This window comes from Cupriavidus sp. F041 (assembly GCF_057814235.1).
Genome location: NZ_JBVASY010000002.1, coordinates 3837615 through 3858761, shown reverse-complemented (window position 1 = coordinate 3858761; position 21147 = coordinate 3837615). Strand labels below are relative to the sequence as shown.

Genomic DNA, 21147 nt, shown 5'->3' with positions numbered 1-21147 from the left:
CTCAAGCCGGAGTCCAATCGTGCAAGCGGGGCCGTCAAGGGCCGGGCACGAACGGCGGATCGATTCTTACCCATGGCATGCAACGAGGAACAACGATGCTGATTCCCTCTCCCAAGTGGCTGCGCGGCGACGATATTGCTGCCAGCGAGATCACCCCGCGCGGTGTGTTCGAGTCGCGTCGCAGCCTATTGGCCATGGCGGCCGCGGGTGCTGCCGGGAGCACGCTGGCCCCGTGGTTCGCGCGCGATGCGCTGGCCCAGGCCCCGCACGGCCAGAAGCTGCCGGCCGCGCCCAACAATGCCTACGTAGTGACGGAAAAGCGCACGCCGTACGAGGACGTCACCACGTACAACAACTACTACGAGTTCGGCACCGACAAGTCGGACCCCGCGCGCAACGCCGGTACGCTGCGCACGCGTCCATGGCAGGTTGCCGTCGAAGGCCTGGTGAAGAAGCCCAAGGTCTACGATATCGACGAACTGGTGCGCCTGATGCCGATGGAAGAGCGGGTCTACCGGCTGCGCTGCGTCGAAGGCTGGTCGATGGTGATTCCCTGGAGCGGCTATTCCCTGGCCGAACTGATTCGCCGCGTTGAGCCGCAAGCCGGCGCGAAGTACGTGGAATTCGTCACGCTCAACGACAAGAAACAGATGCCTGGCGTCAGCGCCCGCGTGCTGGAATGGCCTTACACCGAGGGCCTGCGCATGGACGAGGCGACGCATCCGCTGACCTTGCTGGCCTTTGGCCTCTACGGCGAGGTGCTGCCCAACCAGAACGGTGCGCCGGTGCGCGTGGTGGTCCCCTGGAAGTATGGTTTCAAAAGCGCCAAGTCCATCGTCAGGATCCGCTTTGTCGACAAGCAGCCCAGCACCAGCTGGAACCTGGCTGCGGCTCAGGAGTACGGCTTCTATTCCAATGTCAATCCGGACGTGGACCATCCCCGCTGGAGCCAGGCCACGGAGCGCCGCATCGGCGAAGACAAGGGCGGCGGCTTTGGCGCGCTGTTCGCGCCCAAGCGCAAGACGCTGCCTTTCAATGGCTATGGCCAGCAAGTGGCGTCGCTGTATCAGGGCATGGACCTGAGGAAGTTCTTCTGATGGCCCCCCAGGATCTCTCGCCGCCGCGCCCGGGCGGACCGGCCGCCGGCGCACGCCCGGCGCGGGCGAGCGTGCAGCCTGGTCTCGCGACGCTCACGCCAGGGCGCGTGCGCACGGTCAAGCTGGCCGTGTGGCTGCTTGCCATGCTGCCTTTCCTGCGCTTGCTGTACCTCGGCTTTACCGACCAGTTCGGCGCCAATCCGCTGGAGTTCGTCACGCGCTCGACCGGTACCTGGACCCTGGTGATGCTCTGCGTCGCGCTGGCGGTCACGCCGCTGCGCCGTCTCACAGGGTGGAACTGGCTGATTCGCTTGCGGCGCATGTTCGGGCTGTTCGCCTTCTTCTACGCGCTGCAGCATTTCCTGCTGTGGCTTGGCGTGGACCGTGGCTTCGATGTCGCGTACATGGTCAAGGACATCGCCAAGCGGCCGTTCATCACGGTGGGTTTTGCCGCCTTCATGCTGATGATTCCTCTGGCGGCAACCTCCGCCAATGCCATGGTCAAGCGCCTGGGCGGGAAGCGGTGGCAATGGCTGCACCGTTCCGTGTATGCCGTCGCCGTGCTGGCCATCGTGCACTATTGGTGGCACAAGGCCGGCAAGCATGATTTCGGCACGGTCTCGATCTACGCCGCGGTGGTGTTCGGACTGCTGGCGGTGCGTGCCTGGTGGTGGTGGCGCAAGCCCGGGATGCAGCCGCTACGGCGCTGAGGGCGCGTCAGAGATGGAGCGTGATCTGATCGAGCGCGACAGGCGCGCGCCCGCCCAGGATCAGGACGCTGCCGGGCATGGGCGCGATGGGGGCGGGGGAGAGGCTTAGCCTTGCAGCAGGCGCTCGTCGCGGAACAGGTCTTCCACGCGCTCGCGGCCGCGCACCAGGTGCACGTCGTCGCCGTCGACCATCACTTCGGCCGCGCGCGGGCGGGTGTTGTAGTTGGAGCTCATGACAAAGCCATAGGCGCCGGCCGACATCACCGCGAGCAGGTCGCCCGGCTGCACCGCCAGCGCGCGATCGCGGCCAAGCCAGTCGCCGGATTCGCACACGGGGCCCACCACGTCGTAGGTCAGCGCCGCGGCTTGCGCCGTCTCGCGCAGTTGCACGGGTTCGATGCGGTGATAGGCCTCGTACATGGCGGGGCGGGCCAGGTCGTTCATGGCCGCATCGACGATGCAGAAGTTCTTGGCGGCGCCCGGCTTGAGGAACTCGACCTGGGTCAGCAGCACGCCGGCGTTGCCCACCAGCGAGCGGCCCGGCTCGAACAGCACCTCGCGATGGCCGTGGCCGCGCTCGGCCACGCGGTCCAGCAACGTGCGGGCAAAGCCGGTAATGTCCGGCGGCGTTTCATCGTCATAGGTGATGCCAAGGCCACCGCCCACGTCGATGTGCTCGAGCTTGATGCCTTCGCGTTCGAGCGCTTCCACCACGTCCAGCACCTTGTCCAGCGCTTCCAGGTAGGGCGCCACCTCGGTGATCTGCGAGCCGATATGGCAGTCGATACCCGCCACTTCCAGGTGGGGCAGCGCCGCGGCGGCGCGGTAGGTGGGCAGGACGTCCTCGAACGCCACGCCAAACTTGTTGCCCTTCAGCCCGGTGGAGATATATGGATGCGTCTTGGCATCCACATCCGGATTGATGCGCAGCGATACGCGCGCGCGCTTGCCCAGCCGGCCGGCCACGGCATTGAGGCGGTCCAGCTCGGGGATCGACTCGACATTGAACGACAGCACATCGTGCGTCAGCGCCAGTTCCATCTCGGCAGCGGTCTTGCCCACACCCGAGAACACCACCTTGCGCGGATCTCCGCCCACTGCCAGTACGCGCTGCAGCTCGCCACCGGAGACGATGTCGAAGCCCGCGCCGAGCCTGGCGAAAACCTGCAGCACGGCCAGGTTCGAGTTGGCCTTCATGGCGTACTGCACGCGCGCGCGGCGCCCCTGGCACGCTGCGGCGTAGGCCTGGTAGGCGGCAGTCAGCGCGGCGCGCGAGTAGACATAGGTGGGGGTGCCGTATTCGGCGGCAATGCGCGCGAGCGGCACGTGCTCGACGGCTAGCGCGCCGTCGTGGCGATGGAAGAAGGCGTTCATGGTTATTTGGCGGTGGGGGTGGCGGCCGGCACTGCAACCGGTGCCGTGGCGGACGCCGCTGCCGGTGCGGTGCCCTGGATGGCCGCCGGATTCGGGACGGCCGGATTGCCCAGGCCGGGATCCGGTACGCCGGGCTGGGCCGGTGCGGGAGGCTGCTTGGGCATTGTCAGCGGGCCGCGGATGCCACATCCGGACAACAGGGGCATCGCAAGGCTGGCGGCAATCGCCGATACAATCGCAACACGACGCAACATCGGGTCGTCCTTACTTAAAGAGTCTAAGAGGCTAAGAGTCCAACGAGACGTCCAGAGTCGTCCCGGACGGTCCCGGGCAGTCCCTCAAGCGGGGGGCGGCGGGACCCACGGAAATACGAAGTACTTTTTCAATACGCTACCGGCCGAATGCCGCGGAATGCTGCAAATGGCGCTGGCCGGCGGCCTTGGAGTTTAGCATGCCCCCCATGAGTGAAAGTGAGTTCCTGGCGCTGGCCCAGCAAGAGCTGGACCGGCTGGAGAGCGCGGTGGAAACCGCCGCCGACGCGGCCGACGCAGATATCGAGATCAACCGTGCCGGCAACCTCATCGAGCTTGAGTTCGAGGACGGTTCCAAGATCATCGTCAACAGCCAGGCGCCGATGCAGGAACTGTGGGTGGCCGCGCGCGCGGGCGGATTCCATTTCCGCCATGATGGCCAGCGCTGGATCGATACGCGCGGCGGCGGCGAACTGTACGCGGCACTGTCCGGCTACGTGAGCCAGCAGGCCGGGATCACCCTGGCGCTGGCCTGAGCGCGGCGCCCAGGCACGAAAAAGCCGGCTCGAAGGCCGGCTTTTTCGTTGGCGGGAAGCATCCCACGACGGGGATCAGCCGCCGCCAAACATTTCCAGGATGCGCTTCTTCTCGGCCTCGGTATCGGCCGGCGATTGCGTGCTCTCGTCCGGCTTGCCCGGCCACGGATCGCCCAGGCCAACCGAAGCCACGCCGGCGCCGCCCGCGTTTTCCTCGAAGGTCCAGTCGCCGCCGACCGTGATCACGCCTTCCGGGGGCTGGCGCTCGGGCATTTCGGGCACGCCCTTGAGCATCTTGCCCATGTAGCCCACCCAGATCGGCAGCGCGAGGCCACCGCCGGTCTCGCGCACACCCAGGCTCTTGGGCTGGTCGTAGCCCATCCAGGCGATCGCCACCAGCTTGGCTGTGTAGCCGGCGAACCAGGCGTCGACGGCATCGTTGGTGGTGCCGGTCTTGCCGGCCAGGTCGTTGCGGCCAAGGCGCTGCTTGGCGCTGTTGGCCGTGCCGCTGCGCACGACCTCACGCAGCATGGTGTCGGCGATAAAGGCGGTGCGGGCATCCAGCACGCGTACCGCATCCGCGCCGGCGCGCTGGGGCTTGGTTTCGGAGATCACATTACCGCGCGCATCGACCACCTTCTGGATCAGGTAGGGATTGACGCGGTAGCCGCCGTTGGCAAAGACCGAGTAGGCGCCAGCCATCTGCAGCGGGGTGACGCTGCCGGCGCCCAGCGCCATCGGCAGGTAAGCCGGGTGCTTGTCGGCGTCAAAGCCAAAGCGCGTGATGTAATCCTGGGCGTACTGGGTGCCGATGGCGCGCAGGATGCGCACCGACACCAGGTTCTTGGACTTGGCCAGCGCGCGGCGCATGGTCATCGGGCCTTCGAACTTGCCGTCGTAATTCTTCGGCTCCCACACCTGGCCGCCGTTGTCGCTGATCGAGAGCGGCGCGTCGTTGATCACGGTGGCGGGCGAGAATCCTTTTTCCAGTGCCGCCGAGTAGATGAACGGCTTGAAGCTCGATCCCGGCTGGCGCCAGGCTTGCGTCACATGGTTGAACTTGTTGCGGTTGAAATCGAAGCCGCCGACCATCGAGCGGATCTCGCCGTCTTCCGGATTGAGCGAGATAAAGGCCGCGGATACTTCTGGCAACTGCGTGACCGTCCACGCGCCTTTCTCGTCCTGCGTCACGCGGATGATCGCGCCCGGCCGGATCCTGGCCTTGGGTTGCGCGTTGGCCGCGAGCGACGGTGCGATGAATCGCAGCGCCTGGCCTTCGATGGTGGCGACTTCGCCCGACAGCAGCGTGGCCTGCACCTGCTTGGCGGTCACGCTGGTGACCACGGCCGAGCGCAGGTCGTCGCTGCCCGGGTGCTCCAGCAGTGCGTCGTCGATGGCCTGCTCGCGCTCGTCCACGCTGGCGGGCAGGTCGATAAACGCCTCGGGCCCGCGGTAGCCGTGGCGGCGCTCGTAATTCATGATGCCCGAGCGCACGGCCTCATAGGCGGCGTCCTGATCGGTCTTGTTGAGCGTGGTGTAGACGGTCAGGCCGCGGGTGTAGGTTTCCTCGCGGTATTGCGCATACATAAGCTGGCGCACGATTTCGGCGACGTACTCGGCATGCGTGGAGAACTCATTGCCTTCGCCGCGCACCTTCAGTTCTTCGTGGATAGCCTGGTCGTACTGCTCGGGCGTCAGGTAGCGCAGGTCGCGCATGCGCTGCAGGATATATTCCTGGCGTACCTTGGCGCGCTTCGGGTTGACCACCGGGTTGTAGGCCGAGGGCGCCTTGGGCAGGCCGGCCAGCATGGCGGCCTCGGCCGGCGTCACGTCCTTGATCGACTTGCCGAAATACACACGTGCCGCGCTGGCGAAGCCATAGGCGCGCTGCCCCAGGTAGATCTGGTTCATGTAGAGCTCGAGGATCTGGTCCTTCGAGAGGTTGGCCTCGATCTTGTAGGCGAGCAGCATTTCATACAGCTTGCGGGTGTAGGTCTTCTCGCTGGAGAGGAAGAAGTTGCGCGCCACCTGCATGGTGATCGTGGACGCACCCTGCGACAGCCCGCCGCGCAGGTTGGCGAGCCCCGCGCGTAGCACGCCGACGAAGTCGACTCCGCCGTGTTCGTAGAACCGGTCGTCCTCGATGGCGAGCACCGCCTTCTTCATCACGTCGGGTATTTCGGTGATCGGCACAAAATTGCGCCGTTCCTCACCGAATTCGCCAATCAGCACGTTATCCGCGGTATAGATCCGCAACGGAATCTTCGGCCGGTAGTCAGTGATGGTATCCAGCGATGGCAGGTTGGGCGCGGCCACCAGCAGCGCATATCCCACCAGCAGCGCCACCGCCACGATCCCGGCCACCAGCAGGCCCAGGGCCCAAAAGGTCAGCCGCATCCAGATCGGACGCCGGGCGGGTAGGGCAGGCTTTTGTTGTGCTGTGGCCATATGGGAAATACCTAGTTAGAGGTGCCGGGATTATATCTCCCGGGATCCGCGGGGCCCGGCGCGTTGTGGCGTGCGCGCCGCTATCGCGCTGTTACAAGATGTAATGGGATTGAGATCTGCATGAAACGAAAAGATGAGCGGACCGGGGGAGGAGCAGCGCTACCGTGGGATTTTGGCAACGCTTTGCAAGGGGCGCTCATTAAAAGCAATCGTGGTCAAACCGGCACATTGCCAGCGCCCCGATTTTTGGTGAGAATCCATCAACCAAAAGAGCAAAACGTTTCATCCAAGAAACAATAAAGACTCGCCAAATTAGAGCAACCAAGCCAAGGCGAGTTCAACGGTCAGGGGGTCACCTTGCGGCGAGGAATCTTGTCGGGGTTGTTGCGCCGTACGACGGTCGGCGTGGACATCGGGTCGTCCAGCGTGAAGGTAGTCGAGCTGTCAGTGGGCAGCGGCAAGAACGACTATCGGCTGGAAAAATGCGCCAGCGAACTGCTGGATCGCAATGCCGTTGCCGATGGCAACGTGGTCAATATCGAAGCGGTGGGCATCGCCCTCAAGCGTGCGCTCGGCAAGGCCGGGATTCGCACGAAAGAGGTCGTGCTGGGAGTGCCGTCGATGCTGACCGAATCGCAGACCGTCAGCCTGCCGGACAACCTGTCCGAGGACGAGCTTTACGTCCAGGTGGAATCCGAGGCGCATCGCCTCTATCCGCCGTCGCAGGCCGTCAATTTCGATTTTGCCGTGATCGGCCCCAGCGAAACCGAGGGGGGCATCGGCGTGCGCGTTACCGCCGCCAACAGCGACCGCGTGCAGGAACGCGTCACCGCGGCCGAAATGGCCGGGCTGAAGCCGCACGTGATGGACGTCGAGGAATACGCGGTACAGCGCTCCGTGGTGCAGATGCTGGGCGTATCGGCCGACATCAGTGCGACCGACGCCAAGGAGTTGCCCGTGGTGGCGGTGATCCACCTTGGCGGCAGCCGCTCCAAGGCGATCTTCTACCAAGGCTGGAAAGAACTCTACGAGCAATCGCTCAACAGCTACGGCGACCAGCTCACGCAGAGCGCCGCGCGCATGTTCACGCTGGACGCGCTCAAGGCCGAGATCAAGAAGCGCAAGAACACGTTGCCGGAATCCTGGCGTACCCAGTTGCTCGGCCCCTCCCTGGAGGCGCTGGCGGCGGAGGTGCATGGGGCCGTGCGCAACTTCCTGTCTGCTTCGAGCGTTGGCCGGGTCGACGAGATCCTGCTCTCGGGCGGCCACGCCTCGCTGGTCGGCGTGCAGGCGGCCATCGAGCAACAGACCGAGATCACCACCACGCTGGCCAACCCGTTCGCCAACATGATGACAGCCGGAAAGGTCAATGAGCGCTATCTGCAGCGCGACCTGCCGGCCTATATCGTGAGCGCCGGGCTTGCGCTGCGCGGCCTGCAGTAAGCCAGCGAGGGAAGCCGCATGTCTACCAATACGATCCCGACAGTTAATCTGCTGCCTTACCACGAAGCCCGCAAGGCATCGCGGCGCAAGAAGGTCTACGCCCTGTTGGGCGGGGCTGCAGGCGCCGGCGCGCTGGTGGTGCTGCTGGGCGGCATGTATATCGATCACCGCATCGATGCCGTCGCCAGCCTGAACCAGGTGCTCGCCGCCGAGAACAGCCGCATGGACGGGCAGATCCGAGAGGTCAATACGTTGCGCAAGGACATCGAAGGCCTGCTGCAGCGGCAGAAGGCCATCGAAGGCCTGCAGAACGAGCGCAACCGTCCAGTGCAACTGCTGGAGGAACTGGTGCGGCAGGTGCCTGAAGGCGTCTACCTGACCACGCTCAAGCAGACCGGCGAGTCGTTCACCGTGAGCGGCGTCGCGCAGTCGAACGAGCGCGTCTCGGAGTTGCTGCGCAACCTCAGCCAGGTGCAGTGGCTGGACAAGGCCGAACTGGTCGAATCCAAGGCCGTGATGATGACCAATAATCTGCGTGAGCAGCGCCGCCTGTTCGATTTCTCGATGCGTTTCGCCTACCGTGCGGCCGAAGTGCCGGACGACGGCAAGAAGGGCAAATCCGGGCCGGCGGCCGCAAGCGCCGTCGTTGGCGGAAAGGGCTGACCATGGCACGTGATATCGAAATCTCGATGGCCACACTGAACGACCTCGGCGCGCAGTTCCGTGGCCTCAACCTCAATGAGCCGGAAACCTGGCCAACCGCCCCGCGCCTGCTGTTCGCTGTGCTGGCGGCGGTGCTGGTGCTGGTGCTGGGCTGGCAGTTCTACTGGAGCGGCAAGCTCGACGACCTCGATCGCAAACATATCGAGCAGGACAGCCTGAAGCAGTCCTATCTGAGCAAGGTGGCGCAGGTGGCCAACCTGGACGCGCTGCGCAAGCAGAAGGCGGAAGTGGAGCAGCGCGTGGCGCTGGTCGAGCGCCAGTTGCCCAACAAGACCGAGATGGATGCGCTGCTGGCCGATGTCAATCACGCCGGCGTGGCGCGGGGCCTGCAGTTCGAGCTGTTCAAGCCGCAGGCCGCCGTGATGAAGCCCTACTTTGCCGAGATCCCGGTCAATCTGAAAGTCACCGGGCGCTACCACGACGTGGCGCAGTTCAATGCCGACGTGGCTGCGCTTTCCCGCATCGTGTCGATGCAGGGGTTGCAGTTCACTACCGGCAAGGATGGTGGCCTGGCGATGGAAGCCGTGGCGATGGCCTATCGCACGCTTGATCCCGATGAACAGGCGGCACAGCGCAAGGCGGAAGCCGCGGCGGCCAAGACGGCTGCGGGAGTGAAGAAATGATGCCTGTGATCCAGGCCCCGAGCCTGCGTGCCTGCGCTTGCGCGCTGATTGGCGCCGCGTTGCTGGCGGCCTGCGGCGGCAGCGAGGAAGACAGCCTGCGCCAGTGGATGGCGCAAGCCCAGGCGGCCAAGGTGCCGCCGCCGGCCCCGTTGCCCGAGCCCAAGCCCTATGCGGCGCGCGAGTACGCGGCACGCAGCGCGCCTGAGCCCTTTGCCCAGAACAAGATCGGCGACCTTAACCGTGTCCTGTCCGAATCGCCGGAGTCCGGGCGGCGGCGAGAGCCGCTGGAGGATTACCCGCTGGAGAACTTCAAGATGCTGGGCGCCATGAAGAAGAGCGGCGAGACCTACGGCGTCGTGCAGGTAGATAACAAGATCCACCACGTCAAGGTGGGTCAGTATCTCGGCCAGAACTACGGCCGGGTGGTCCGCATCAGCGATCAGGAGATCGTGTTGCGCGAATTGGTCCGGGAAGGGGTAGCCGAGTGGAAAGAGAAAATCACCAGCCTGAAGCTGGAGGGGTCGGCATGATCATCGGTCATTGGTACCGCGCGCTTGCTGGCGCCGCGGTGATGGTGCTGGTATTGGGCGCGCCGGCTGCGCAGGCGCAATCGACAACGGGCAATGCGGTCAAGCGCGTGGATGCCACGACGGTGGGCGAGCAGACTGTCTTCACAGTCGAGCTGCAGGGGCCGCCATCGCAGAAGCCGGCCGACTTCACTACGCAGAACCCGCCCAAGCTCGCCATCGATTTCATCGATACCGGCTTTGCGGCCGGACGGGCCCAGTACGACCTCGGCGGCAAGTTGCTCAAACGCGCCAACGTGGTGCAGATCGGCGACCGCACCCGCGTCGTCCTCGACCTGACCCGCGTGGCGACCTATCGTACCGAAGTGCGCGGCAACCTGTTCGTGGTGATGCTCGACAACGTCGCCCAGACGGCACGGGCGGCGGTGCCGACGTTCGCCCCAAGTTCGGCGCAAGCGCCGCTGGCGCCGTCGAACCGGTCGACCGTGCGCAATATCGACTTCCGCCGCGGCCAGGATGGCGCGGGCAGGATCGTGGTGGACCTGTCGTCGCGGGATTCCGGCATCAATATCGCGCAGCAGGGCCAGAACGTCGTGGTCGATTTCCTCAATACGACATTGCCCGATAGCCTGCGGCGGCGCTATGACGTGACCGATTTCGGCACCCCCGTGCAGGGCATGCGGGCGAGTGAAAACAGCGGCAACACCCGCCTCACCATCGAGCCGCGCGGAAACTGGGAATATAGTTCCTACCAGACCGATACGCAGTTCGTGGTGGAGGTGCGCCCGGTCAAGGAAGATCCGGCCAAGCTGATCAGCGGCACGGGCTTCCGCGGCGACCGGCTCTCGCTGAACTTCCAGAACATCGACATCCGCTCTCTGCTCCAGGTGTTTGCCGATTTCACCAACCTCAACATCATCACCAGCGAAAGCGTGCAGGGCAATCTGACGCTGCGGCTGAAGGATGTGCCATGGGACCAGGCGCTGCAGATTGTGCTCGACGCCAAGGGCCTTGCCTCGCGCCGCAATGGCAATGTGCTGCTGGTTGCGCCCAAGGCGGAGCTGGCCACCAAGGAAAAACTCGAGCTCGAATCGCAGCAGCAGATCAACGACCTCGAGCCGATCCGCAGCCAGGTGTTCCAGCTCAACTACCAGCGCGCCGAGGACGTGCGGCGCATGCTGCTCGGGCTGGCCGCAGGCGGCGTCGGTGGCGGGGCGCTGGGCGGCGTGGGTGCGGTCGGTGGGGTCGGTGGGGTGGGTGGAGTGGGTGGAGTGGGCGGCGCGGCGGCCAGCAACACGCGCATGCTGTCCAAGCGCGGCTCGCTGACAGCCGACCCCCGTACCAACCAGCTGTTCGTCTCCGATATCGCGACCAAGCTGGAAGAGGTGCAGAGCTTCCTCGGCAAGATCGACATCCCGGTGCGCCAGGTGATCATCGAGGCGCGCATCGTCGAGGCTAACGACACCTTCAGCCGCAATCTGGGCGTCAGGCTGGGCTTTGCCTCCAAGACGGCTGGCGCCGGCTACGGCAACAACTACACCAATGTGGTCAGCCCGATCACGAACCCGCTCACGGGCGGCACCTGGGATAGCAGCCCGGCACTGAGCCTGCCGGCCGCTGCGATCAACGGCGTCAATCCGGGCTCGGTCGCGGTCAGCTTGTTCAGCAACACGGCCGGCCGTTTCCTGGCGCTGGAGTTGTCGGCGCTTGAGGCCGACGGGCGGGGCAAGATCATTTCCAGCCCGCGCGTGGTCACTGCCAACAATATCAAGGCGCTGATCGAGCAAGGCACGGAACTGCCCTACCAGGCTGCCACGTCCAGCGGCGCCACCTCGGTGCAGTTCCGCAAGGCCAACCTGAAGCTGGAAGTGACGCCGCAGATCACGCCGGAGGGCAACGTCCTGCTGGACGTCGACGTCAACAAGGACAGCGTGGGTATCCAGACCACGTCGGGGTTCGCCATCGACACCAAGCACGTGCAGACGCAGGTGCTGGTCGAGAACGGCGGCACCGTGGTGATCGGCGGCATTTACAGCCAGACCGAGTCCAACAATGTGAACAAGGTGCCCCTGCTGGGCGACATCCCGATACTCGGCAACTTCTTCAAGGACAATGCCAAGGTCAATAACCGGACCGAGTTGCTGGTGTTCCTGACGCCGCGCGTGCTGAACGACAGCATGTCGCTGAAATAGCCCCGGCCGCGCCGGATGCAGTAGACTGACAGGCCGCATCGATCCGATGCGGCTTTTTTATTGCCCAGGCGGGCGAGCAGGCGCGAGGGTGCATGGCAGGCGCGCAAGGCGGGTCGCGAGGCGGGTTGCCTTGTGCCGATTGCGCCGCGCCACTTGCCCGCAGCGCCCCAACATAAGAAGATGATGCAGTTTCCTACCGCGAGGACCGGCCAGAGACCCGGCTCCCGCCCGACACGCCAGTGACATTCACCCGCCCGAACCTTTTCTTTGTTGGCCTGATGGGTGCCGGCAAGACCACCGTTGGCCGCACCGTGGCCCGGCGCCTGAACTACCCGTTCTTCGATTCGGACCACGAACTCGAGGCGCGTTGCGGCGTGCGTATTCCGATCATCTTCGAACATGAGGGCGAGTCCGGCTTCCGGGACCGCGAGGCGTTGATGATCGACGAGCTGACCCAGCGGCGCGGCATTGTGCTGGCGACGGGCGGCGGCGCGGTGCTGCGGCCCGAGAACCGGGCCCACCTGAAGGCCCGCGGCACCGTGGTCTACCTGCGCGCCAGCCCGCACGACCTGTGGCTGCGCACCAGGCACGACCGCAATCGCCCGCTGCTGCAGACCGAAGACCCCAAGGGGCGGCTTGAAGCGCTCTATGGCGAGCGCGACCCGCTTTACCGCGAGGTGGCGGATTTCATCATCGAAACCGGCAAGCCTTCGGTGGCGCAGCTTGCTAATATGGTGTTGATGCAACTTGAGATGGCCGGTTTTGCCGTTGCCGCCGAGGAACCCGAAGAGGGCGACGGTGCGTGCGCGGACAATCTTCCGGCGCAGGACCAGAAACACGATGATCACCCTTGAAGTCAGCCTTGGGGAGCGCAGCTACCCCATCCATATCGGTACCGGCCTGCTCGATCAGGTCGAATTGTTCCGTCCCCATGTGCGTGGCCAGCACGCTGTTATCGTCACCAATGAGACGGTGGGGCCGCTTTATGCCACCCGGGTCCAGGCCACCCTGGCGGCGCTTGGCAAGACCGTGCGCACCGTCACCCTGCCCGACGGCGAAGCCTTCAAGCAGTGGGAAACGCTCAACCTGATCTTCGACGCGCTGCTGACGGCGGGCGCCGACCGCAAGACCACGCTGATCGCCCTTGGCGGCGGCGTGGTGGGCGATATGACCGGGTTTGCCGCGGCCTGCTACATGCGTGGCGTGCCTTTCGTGCAGGTGCCCACCACGTTGCTGGCCCAGGTGGACTCCTCGGTGGGCGGCAAGACCGGCATCAACCACCCGCTGGGCAAGAACATGATCGGCGCCTTCCACCAGCCCAACGCGGTGATCGCCGATATCGACACGCTGCGTACGCTGCCGGCGCGCGAATTGGCGGCTGGCCTGGCCGAGGTGATCAAGCACGGCGCGATGGCCGATGCCGAGTACTTCGGCTGGATCGAGCGCAATATCCGCGCGCTCAATGCCTGCGACCCGGACATCATGGCGCTGGCGGTGAAGCGTTCCTGCGAGATCAAGGCCGCGGTGGTGGCCCAGGACGAACGCGAGGGCGGCCTGCGCGCCATGCTCAATTTCGGCCACACCTTCGGCCATGCCATTGAGGCAGGCCTGGGCTACGGCGAGTGGCTGCACGGCGAGGCGGTGGGGTGCGGCATGGTGATGGCGGCGGACCTGTCGCACCGGCTCGGCTTTATCGACACCGAAACGCGAGCCCGCGTGGTGCAGCTCACGCGCGCCGCCATGCTGCCGGTGGTGGCGCCGGAACTCGGCACCGACCGCTACATCGAACTGATGAAAGTGGACAAGAAGGCGGAAGCCGGCAGCATCAAGTTCATCCTGCTAAGGAAGCTGGGCGAAGCCTTCATTACCACCGTGCCGGATCCTGACCTGCGCGCTACGTTGCAGCACGCGGTGCTCAGGCCGCCTACCGAGGCGCCGGTCGCCTGACGCGATCGGTTGTGCCTTGCAACCACGGCCGGGCGGTGCATAGCCGCGCGGCCGGATGCCTGACCGGATTGCCGCATGACCGACCTCGAAAGCCACCTCGCTCCCTATGCCGCCCGCTCCGCGCAGACACTTGGGCGGGTGCATCTCGAAGCGGCCTCGTCTTCGCGCACGGAGTTCCAGCGCGACCGCGACCGCGTTATCCACAGCACAGCCTTCCGGCGGCTCGAGTACAAGACGCAGGTCTTCGTCAATCACGAGGGTGATCTGTTCCGCACCCGGTTGACCCATAGCCTGGAAGTCGCGCAGATCGCCCGCTCGATTGCGCGCAACCTGCGCCTGAACGAGGACCTGGTCGAGGCCATCTCGCTGGCCCACGACCTGGGCCACACGCCCTTCGGCCATGCCGGCCAGGACGCGCTGAACAACTGCATGAAGAACCATGGCGGCTTCGAGCACAACTTGCAGAGCCTGCTGGTGGTGGACGAGCTGGAAGAGCGCTATGGCGGGTTCAACGGGCTCAACCTGACCTTCGAGACGCGCGAGGGTGTGCTCAAGCACTGCTCGCGCGTCAATGCCTCGGCGCTGGGAGAGCTGGGCCGGCGTTTCCTGGAGGGCACCCAGCCTTCGCTGGAGGCGCAATTGGCCAACCTGGCCGATGAGATTGCCTACAACAACCACGATATCGACGACGGCTTGCGCTCCGGCCTGCTCACGCTCGAGCAGATGGACGAAGTGCCGATGTGGGGGCGCCACCGGGCCGAGGCGATGGCGGCGTTTCCCGGCATCAACGGGCGGCGCGTCATCAACGAAACCGTCCGGCGCATGATCAACACCCTGATCGTCGACCTGATCGAAACCACCAGCCAGAATATTGCCGCCGCCAACCCGCGCAACATAGACGCGGTAAGGGCCGCCGGCCCGCTGGTGGCCTTCAGTCCGGCCGTGCGGGAGGAAGCGGGGGCGCTCAAGCGTTTCCTGTTCCGTCATCTGTACCGCCACTACCTGGTGATGCGCATGTCCGCCAAGGCGCAACGCATCATCACCGACCTGTTCGACGCCTTCATGGCGGATCCGCGCCTGTTGCCGCCGCAGTACCAGGCCGGGCAAGGGCGCGACCAGTCTCGCCTGATCTCGCACTACATCGCCGGCATGACCGACCGTTATGCGATTCGCGAGCACCGCCGCATTTTTGCGGTTGACGAAGGGAACTAGGCGGCCACAGACGGCGGGAAAATTGGGGACGGATCAGGCGGCGACTAGGCTATCATCGGGCATGGCATCTGCCTGAGCCATTCACCCGGTGATCGCTGGTCACCGATTCTCCTCGCTCACCATGGCCCGACTTCCTCGTTTTTCCCCGGCGTCGCTGCCGGCGCTTGTGCTGCAACGCGGCAACAATCGCCAGCCGATCTTCCTTGGCGTTGACGATCAACTGCATTACCTCGACTGCCTGCGGATGGCCGCGCGCGAGCATGACTTGGCGATTCATGCCTACGCCTTGCGGCCGAATCATGTTCACCTCGTGGCAACCCCTCGCCATGCCGACTCGCTCAGCCTGACCATGCAGGCGGTCGGGCGCCGCTACGCGCGTCATTTCAACCGGGTTGCCGGCCGCACGGGCACGCTGTGGGATGGCCGCTTCCGTTCGGCGGTGTTCGATCCCGCGGCCTGGATGTTGCCCGCGATGCTGTATGTGGAGGGCAACGCCGTGCGCGCGGGCGAAGTGAGTTCGCCCGAAGGTGACCGCTGGAGCAGCTATCGCCACCACGCCGGCATCGAAGCCAGTCCATTTGTGAGCGATCACTCTGCATACTGGGCTCTGGGCAATACGCCATTCGAGCGCCAGTCGAATTACCGCTCCGTGACTGCGGAGGGCTTGTCCTCGATGACGCTGGCCACGCTGCGCAGCCATGCGCATAGCGGCTGGCCCCTGGGCGACGCGGTCTTCCTCGCCCAACTGGAGCGCCAGGGTGGGCGGCGCGTGCATCAGTTGCCCAAGGGGAGGCCGGTGGGCCGCTCGGCGGCTGCCAGGGAGGCGGACCCGGACTCGATCTAAGGTCGGCCCCGCCACGCGCGGCGGGGTCATCACCTACAGCACCCGAGCGTCACAAAACGCCATTGCAATGCACCAGAATTGATCTGTCCCCAAATAAAGACCATCCCAGAAGTGGTGCGGGATTAATTATGTTCTGACCCCATTTAAAAATTTTGCGGGACGGGTACGATTCTTTTATAGTTCCTCCACCCACATTCATTGTGCGGCGCGTCACGCCTGTGTACGCCGCTGCGGCCCCGCTGTCTCTCTCGTTGCCCCGATCCCGGTTTACGACCGGCCCCGGTGGAAGAGTGCGGTTCCCGTTCCGGTCTGCCTTGCTGGCTGCGCAGCCCTCACCGGAATCAAGCCCGTGGACCAATCGCAATCCCAATCGAAGCCAACGATGGCCCAAGCGCAGGCCGCAGGGTCTGCCGACGCGTACGCGCCTGCCTCGCGTCCCCAAGCCCAGGGCATGTACGACCCCGCCAATGAAAAAGATGCCTGCGGCGTCGGCATGGTCGCCCACATCAAGGGCAAGAAGAGCCACGAGATCGTCCAGCAAGGCCTGAAGATCCTGGAAAACCTGGACCACCGGGGCGCAGTTGGCGCCGATGCGCTGATGGGCGACGGTGCCGGTATCCTGATCCAGATCCCGGACCAGTTCTACCGCGAGGAAATGGCCAAGCAGGGCGTGACCCTGCCGCCGTCCGGCGAGTACGGCGTGGGCATGATCTTCCTGCCGAAGGAACACGCATCCCGCCTTGCCTGCGAGCAAGAGCTCGAGCGCACCGTGCGCCTGGAAGGCCAGGTCGTGCTGGGCTGGCGCGATGTGCCGGTGGATGCCGCCATGCCGATGTCGCCGACGGTGCGTACCACCGAGCCGGTGATCCGCCAGATCTTCATCGGTCGCGGCCGCGACATCATGACCACGGACGCGCTGGAACGTAAGCTCTACGTGATCCGCAAGACCGCCAGCCACGCCATCCAGGCGCTCAAGCTCAAGCACGGCAAGGAATACTTCGTGCCGTCGATGTCGGCGCGCACGGTGGTGTACAAGGGTCTGCTGCTGGCCAACCAGGTCGGCGAATACTATCTCGACCTGCAGGACCCGCGTGCCGTGTCGGCGCTGGCCCTGGTGCACCAGCGCTTCTCCACCAACACCTTCCCGGCCTGGGAACTGGCCCACCCGTACCGCATGGTCGCCCACAACGGCGAAATCAACACGGTCAAGGGCAATGTGAACTGGGTTAACGCACGTACCGGCGCGATCTCGTCGCCGGTGCTGGGCGACGACCTGCCCAAGCTGTGGCCGCTGATCTACCCCGGCCAGTCGGATACCGCATCGTTCGACAACTGCCTCGAACTGCTGACGATGGCGGGCTACCCGCTCGTCCACGCGATGATGATGATGATCCCGGAAGCCTGGGAACAGCACACGCTGATGGACGACAACCGCCGCGCCTTCTACGAATACCACGCCGCCATGATGGAGCCGTGGGACGGCCCCGCCGCGATCTGCTTCACCGATGGCCGCCAGATCGGCGCCACGCTGGACCGTAACGGCCTGCGCCCGGCGCGTTTCTATGTGACCGAGGACGACATCGTGGTGCTGGCGTCGGAAGCCGGCGTGCTGCCGTTCCCCGAGTCGCGCATCGTGCAAAAGTGGCGCCTGCAGCCGGGCAAGATGTTCCTGATCGACATGGAGCAAGGCCGCATCATCGACGACAAGGAACTCAAGGACAACCTGGCCAACGCCAAGCCGTACAAGAGCTGGATCGACGCCGTGCGCATCAAGCTCGACGAGCTCGACGCCAAGCCCGAGGACGTGGCCGCCGAGAAGAAGCCCGACGCGCGCCTGCTGGATCGCCAGCAAGCCTTCGGCTACACCCAGGAAGACGTCAAGTTCCTGATGGCGCCGATGGCGCTGGCCGGCGAGGAAGCCACCGGCTCGATGGGCAATGACAGCCCGCTGGCCGTGCTGTCGTCCAAGAACAAGACGCTGTACCACTACTTCAAGCAGCTGTTCGCCCAGGTCACCAACCCGCCGATCGACCCGATCCGCGAGAACATGGTGATGTCGCTGGTGTCCTTCATCGGACCCAAGCCCAACCTGCTCGAGCTGAACAACATCAACCCGCCGATGCGTCTCGAAGTGTCCCAGCCCGTGCTGGACTTCAAGGACATCGCCAAGATCCGCAACATCGAGCACTACACCGGCGGCAAGTTCCGTTCGTACGAACTGAACATCTGCTATCCGAAGGCGTGGGGCAAGGAAGGCATCGAAGCCCGCCTGGCCTCGCTGTGCGCCGAAGCCGTGGACGCTGTGCGTTCGGGCTACAACATCCTGATCGTGTCGGACCGCCGCGTTGACGCGGGTCACGTGGCGATTCCCGCGCTGCTGGCCACGTCGGCCATTCACCACCACCTGGTGGACAAGGGCCTGCGCACCTCGGCTGGCCTGGTGGTGGAAACCGGCACGGCGCGCGAAGTGCACCACTTCGCATTGCTGGCCGGCTACGGCGCGGAAGCCGTGCACCCGTACCTGGCGATGGAAACGCTGGCCGACATGGCGCAAGGCTTGTCCGGTGACCTGTCGCCCGAGAAGGCGGTCAAGAACTTCGTCAAGGCGGTCGGCAAGGGCCTGCAGAAGGTGATGTCCAAGATGGGCATCTCGACCTATATGTCGTACACCGGCGCGCAGATCTTCGAAGCCATCGGCCTGTCACGCGAACTGGTGCAGAAGTATTTCCACGGTACCGCATCGAATGTCGAAGGCATCGGCATCTTCGAGGTGGCCGAGGAAGCGCTGCGCCTGCACCAGGACGCCTTTGGCAACAACCCGGTGCTGGACACCATGCTCGACACCGGCGGCGAGTACGCCTACCGTGTACGTGGCGAAGAGCACATGTGGACCCCGGATTCGGTGGCCAAGCTGCAGCACGCCGTGCGTGCCGACGATGGCAAGGGCGCGTACCAGACGTACAAGGAATACGCCAACATCATCAACGACCAGAGCCGCCGTCACATGACGCTGCGCGGCCTGTTCGAGTTCAAGGTCGATCCGGCGCGCGCCATTCCGCTGGAAGAAGTGGAATCGGCCAAGGACATCGTCAAGCGCTTCGCGACCGGCGCCATGTCGCTGGGCTCGATCTCCACCGAGGCGCATACCACGCTGGCCGTGGCGATGAACCGCATCGGCGGCAAGTCCAACACCGGCGAAGGCGGCGAGGACGAGAAGCGCTATCGCAACGAGCTGCGCGGCATCCCCATCAAGAAGGGCGACACCCTGCAAGGCCTGCTGGGCTCCGAAGCCGTGGTGCGCGACCTGGAACTGCAGGCCGGCGACTCGCTGCGCTCGAAGATCAAGCAGGTGGCCTCCGGCCGTTTCGGCGTGACCGCCGAGTACCTGGCTTCGGCAGACCAGATCCAGATCAAGATGGCGCAGGGCGCCAAGCCCGGCGAAGGCGGCCAGCTGCCCGGCCACAAGGTTTCGGATTACATCGGCAAGCTGCGTTACTCGGTGCCGGGCGTTGGCCTGATCTCGCCGCCGCCGCACCATGACATCTACTCGATCGAGGATCTGGCACAGCTGATCCACGACCTGAAGAACGTCAACCCGGCGTCCGATATCTCCGTCAAGCTGGTATCGGAAGTGGGCGTGGGCACCGTGGCCGCGGGCGTGGCCAAGGCCAAGGCGGATCACGTCGTGATCGCCGGCCATGATGGCGGCACCGGCGCTTCGCCGTGGTCGTCCATCAAGCACGCCGGCACGCCTTGGGAGCTCGGCCTGTCCGAGACGCAGCAGACGCTGATGCTCAACGGTCTGCGCAACCGCATCCGCGTGCAGGCCGACGGCCAGATGAAGACCGGCCGCGACGTCGTCATCGGCGCGCTGCTGGGTGCTGACGAGTTCGGTTTCGCCACCGCGCCGCTGGTGGCCGAAGGCTGCATCATGATGCGCAAGTGCCACCTGAACACCTGCCCGGTGGGCGTGGCCACGCAGGATCCGGTGCTGCGCAAGAAATTCCAGGGCAAGCCCGAGCACGTGGTGAACTTCTTTTTCTTCGTTGCCGAGGAAGCCCGCGAGATCATGGCGCAACTGGGTATCCGCACCTTCGACGAGCTGATCGGCCGTGCCGACCTGCTCGACACCAAGCCGGCCATCGAACACTGGAAGGCGCGCGGCCTCGACTTTTCGCGCATCTTCTACCAGGTGCCGTTCCCGGCCGAGCTGCCGCGTTTCCACACCGATGGGCAGGACCACGGCCTGTCGGTCGAAGCCGGCAAGGCGCTCGACCATGTGCTGATCGCCAAGGCCCGCCTGGCCATCGACAAGGGTGAGCGCGTGTCGTTCATCCAGCCGGTGAAGAACGTCAACCGCACCGTCGGCGCGATGCTCTCGGGCGTGGTGGCGAAGCAGTACGGCCACGAAGGCCTGCCTGACGACACCATCCACATCCAGTTGCAAGGCACCGCCGGCCAGTCCTTCGGCGCCTTCCTGGCGCATGGCATCACGCTGGACCTGGTGGGCGACGGCAACGACTACGTGGGCAAGGGCCTGTCGGGCGGCCGCGTGATCGTGCGCGCTCCGCACGAGTTCCGCGGCGATCCGACTCGCAACATCATCGTGGGCAACACCGTGCTTTACGGCGCGATTGCCGGCGAAGCCTTCTTCAACGGCGTGGCCGGCGAACGCTTCGCGGTGCGCAACTCGGGCGCGTCTGCCGTGGTGGAAGGCACCGGCGACCATGGCTGCGAGTACATGACCGGCGGCACCGTGGTGGTGCTGGGCGGCACCGGACGCAACTTCGCGGCCGGCATGTCGGGCGGCATGGCCTACGTCTATGACGAGGATGGCCTGTTCGACAAGCGCTGCAACACCTCGATGGTGGCACTGGAAACGGTGCTCGCCGCGGCGGACCAGGAGAAGGGCCAGTCCCCGGCCTCCTGGCACAAGGTGGACGGCCAGCGCCAGCTCGACGAAGTCATCCTCAAGGGCCTGATCGAGCAGCACTTCCGCTTCACGGGTTCCGAGCGCGCCAAGGCGTTGCTGGCCGACTGGGCTACCTCGCGCCGCAAGTTCGTCAAGGTCTTCCCGACCGAGTACAAGCGCGCGCTGGGCGAAATGTACGCCAAGGAGCAGGAAGCGAAGGACAGCGACCGTATCGCAGCCTGAGCCGGCCCGGGCTGCGAGCCCGACCAAGCATGAGCGGCGGCGCATCGGCGCCGCCGACCTCACAA

17 protein-coding genes are annotated in these 21147 nt (G+C 65.1%); 14 read left to right on the top strand and 3 right to left on the bottom strand.

What is annotated here, in order from left to right; genetic code table 11:
* Positions 1-95: 95 nt before the first annotated feature.
* Both msrP and msrQ read left to right on the top strand, forming a co-directional pair.
* Complete coding sequence (msrP, locus tag ACZY0R_RS35130) at positions 96-1097, top strand: protein-methionine-sulfoxide reductase catalytic subunit MsrP (protein WP_488864995.1); 1002 nt, start codon at positions 96-98, stop codon at positions 1095-1097.
* Positions 1097-1807, top strand: a complete 711-nt coding sequence (msrQ, locus tag ACZY0R_RS35125) for a protein-methionine-sulfoxide reductase heme-binding subunit MsrQ (RefSeq protein ID WP_488864993.1) — start codon at positions 1097-1099, stop codon at positions 1805-1807. Before msrP ends, msrQ begins: the two co-directional genes overlap by 1 nt.
* A gap of 105 nt (positions 1808-1912) precedes the next feature.
* Here the strand turns inward: msrQ and lysA are convergent, their stop codons facing one another.
* A complete protein-coding gene (lysA, locus tag ACZY0R_RS35120) occupies positions 1913-3181 on the bottom strand; it encodes a diaminopimelate decarboxylase (RefSeq protein WP_488864991.1) in 1269 nt (422 codons plus the stop codon).
* 2 nt (positions 3182-3183) lie between these two features.
* Positions 3184-3435: an LPS translocon maturation chaperone LptM gene (gene lptM, locus ACZY0R_RS35115; RefSeq protein ID WP_045238781.1), complete on the bottom strand. Its 252-nt coding sequence runs from the start codon at positions 3433-3435 to the stop codon at positions 3184-3186.
* Between the two features lie 197 nt (positions 3436-3632).
* On the opposite strand from lptM, the gene cyaY reads away from it, so the two are divergent.
* Positions 3633-3968, top strand: a complete 336-nt coding sequence (gene cyaY / locus ACZY0R_RS35110; RefSeq protein WP_488864989.1) for an iron donor protein CyaY — start codon at positions 3633-3635, stop codon at positions 3966-3968.
* 75 nt (positions 3969-4043) lie between these two features.
* Here cyaY and ACZY0R_RS35105 read toward each other — a convergent pair whose 3' ends face one another.
* Entirely contained in the window at positions 4044-6416 is a 2373-nt protein-coding gene (locus ACZY0R_RS35105) for a penicillin-binding protein 1A (RefSeq protein ID WP_488864987.1), read from the bottom strand.
* 120 nt (positions 6417-6536) lie between these two features.
* Between ACZY0R_RS35105 and ACZY0R_RS35100 the strand changes: the two genes are divergently transcribed.
* From ACZY0R_RS35100 to ACZY0R_RS35050, 11 genes are all read left to right on the top strand, one after another.
* Positions 6537-6716 carry a hypothetical protein gene (locus tag ACZY0R_RS35100; protein WP_488864985.1) on the top strand — a complete coding sequence of 60 codons (180 nt, stop codon included), beginning with the start codon at positions 6537-6539 and terminating at the stop codon, positions 6714-6716.
* Positions 6717-6788: 72 nt separating this feature from the next.
* The gene (gene pilM, locus ACZY0R_RS35095; protein ID WP_488864983.1) at positions 6789-7859 is read left to right on the top strand and encodes a type IV pilus assembly protein PilM; all 1071 of its coding nucleotides are present in this window, start codon (positions 6789-6791) and stop codon (positions 7857-7859) included.
* 18 nt (positions 7860-7877) lie between these two features.
* A complete protein-coding gene (locus tag ACZY0R_RS35090) occupies positions 7878-8522 on the top strand; it encodes a PilN domain-containing protein (protein WP_488864981.1) in 645 nt (214 codons plus the stop codon).
* 2 nt (positions 8523-8524) lie between these two features.
* Complete coding sequence (locus ACZY0R_RS35085) at positions 8525-9205, top strand: type IV pilus inner membrane component PilO (RefSeq protein ID WP_488864979.1); 681 nt, start codon at positions 8525-8527, stop codon at positions 9203-9205.
* On the top strand, positions 9205-9735 hold the full coding sequence (locus ACZY0R_RS35080) for a pilus assembly protein PilP (protein WP_488866361.1): 531 nt from the start codon (positions 9205-9207) through the stop codon (positions 9733-9735). Before ACZY0R_RS35085 ends, ACZY0R_RS35080 begins: the two co-directional genes overlap by 1 nt.
* Positions 9732-11924, top strand: coding sequence for a type IV pilus secretin PilQ (locus tag ACZY0R_RS35075; RefSeq protein WP_488864977.1), 2193 nt, complete (start codon positions 9732-9734; stop codon positions 11922-11924). Before ACZY0R_RS35080 ends, ACZY0R_RS35075 begins: the two co-directional genes overlap by 4 nt.
* Positions 11925-12202: 278 nt before the next feature.
* The gene (locus ACZY0R_RS35070; protein WP_488866359.1) at positions 12203-12778 is read left to right on the top strand and encodes a shikimate kinase; all 576 of its coding nucleotides are present in this window, start codon (positions 12203-12205) and stop codon (positions 12776-12778) included.
* Positions 12765-13871 (top strand): 3-dehydroquinate synthase, encoded by a 1107-nt coding sequence (gene aroB / locus ACZY0R_RS35065; RefSeq protein ID WP_045238788.1) that lies wholly within the window; start codon positions 12765-12767, stop codon positions 13869-13871. Before ACZY0R_RS35070 ends, aroB begins: the two co-directional genes overlap by 14 nt.
* Positions 13872-13946: 75 nt before the next feature.
* Positions 13947-15083 carry a deoxyguanosinetriphosphate triphosphohydrolase gene (locus ACZY0R_RS35060; protein WP_488864975.1) on the top strand — a complete coding sequence of 379 codons (1137 nt, stop codon included), beginning with the start codon at positions 13947-13949 and terminating at the stop codon, positions 15081-15083.
* Between the two features lie 121 nt (positions 15084-15204).
* Positions 15205-15927, top strand: coding sequence for a transposase (locus ACZY0R_RS35055; RefSeq protein ID WP_488864973.1), 723 nt, complete (start codon positions 15205-15207; stop codon positions 15925-15927).
* A gap of 382 nt (positions 15928-16309) precedes the next feature.
* Positions 16310-21082, top strand: a complete 4773-nt coding sequence (locus ACZY0R_RS35050) for a glutamate synthase-related protein (protein ID WP_488864971.1) — start codon at positions 16310-16312, stop codon at positions 21080-21082.
* Positions 21083-21147 lie beyond the last annotated feature (65 nt).

Bases quoted from the DNA above. Each gene is read 5' to 3' on its own strand.
- ACZY0R_RS35070 (WP_488866359.1), top strand. From the start codon at position 12,203: ATGGGTGCCGGCAAGACCACCGTTGGCCGCACCGTGGCCCGGCGCCTG.
- msrQ (WP_488864993.1), top strand. From the start codon at position 1,097: ATGGCCCCCCAGGATCTCTCGCCGCCGCGCCCGGGCGGACCGGCCGCC.
- ACZY0R_RS35105 (WP_488864987.1), bottom strand. From the start codon at position 6,416: ATGGCCACAGCACAACAAAAGCCTGCCCTACCCGCCCGGCGTCCGATC.
- ACZY0R_RS35060 (WP_488864975.1), top strand. From the start codon at position 13,947: ATGACCGACCTCGAAAGCCACCTCGCTCCCTATGCCGCCCGCTCCGCG.
- msrP (WP_488864995.1), top strand. From the start codon at position 96: ATGCTGATTCCCTCTCCCAAGTGGCTGCGCGGCGACGATATTGCTGCC.
- ACZY0R_RS35085 (WP_488864979.1), top strand. From the start codon at position 8,525: ATGGCACGTGATATCGAAATCTCGATGGCCACACTGAACGACCTCGGC.
- ACZY0R_RS35100 (WP_488864985.1), top strand. From the start codon at position 6,537: ATGAAACGAAAAGATGAGCGGACCGGGGGAGGAGCAGCGCTACCGTGG.
- aroB (WP_045238788.1), top strand. From the start codon at position 12,765: ATGATCACCCTTGAAGTCAGCCTTGGGGAGCGCAGCTACCCCATCCAT.
- ACZY0R_RS35055 (WP_488864973.1), top strand. From the start codon at position 15,205: ATGGCCCGACTTCCTCGTTTTTCCCCGGCGTCGCTGCCGGCGCTTGTG.
- lysA (WP_488864991.1), bottom strand. From the start codon at position 3,181: ATGAACGCCTTCTTCCATCGCCACGACGGCGCGCTAGCCGTCGAGCAC.
- ACZY0R_RS35075 (WP_488864977.1), top strand. From the start codon at position 9,732: ATGATCATCGGTCATTGGTACCGCGCGCTTGCTGGCGCCGCGGTGATG.
- lptM (WP_045238781.1), bottom strand. From the start codon at position 3,435: ATGTTGCGTCGTGTTGCGATTGTATCGGCGATTGCCGCCAGCCTTGCG.
- ACZY0R_RS35050 (WP_488864971.1), top strand. From the start codon at position 16,310: ATGGCCCAAGCGCAGGCCGCAGGGTCTGCCGACGCGTACGCGCCTGCC.
- ACZY0R_RS35090 (WP_488864981.1), top strand. From the start codon at position 7,878: ATGTCTACCAATACGATCCCGACAGTTAATCTGCTGCCTTACCACGAA.
- ACZY0R_RS35080 (WP_488866361.1), top strand. From the start codon at position 9,205: ATGCCTGTGATCCAGGCCCCGAGCCTGCGTGCCTGCGCTTGCGCGCTG.
- cyaY (WP_488864989.1), top strand. From the start codon at position 3,633: ATGCCCCCCATGAGTGAAAGTGAGTTCCTGGCGCTGGCCCAGCAAGAG.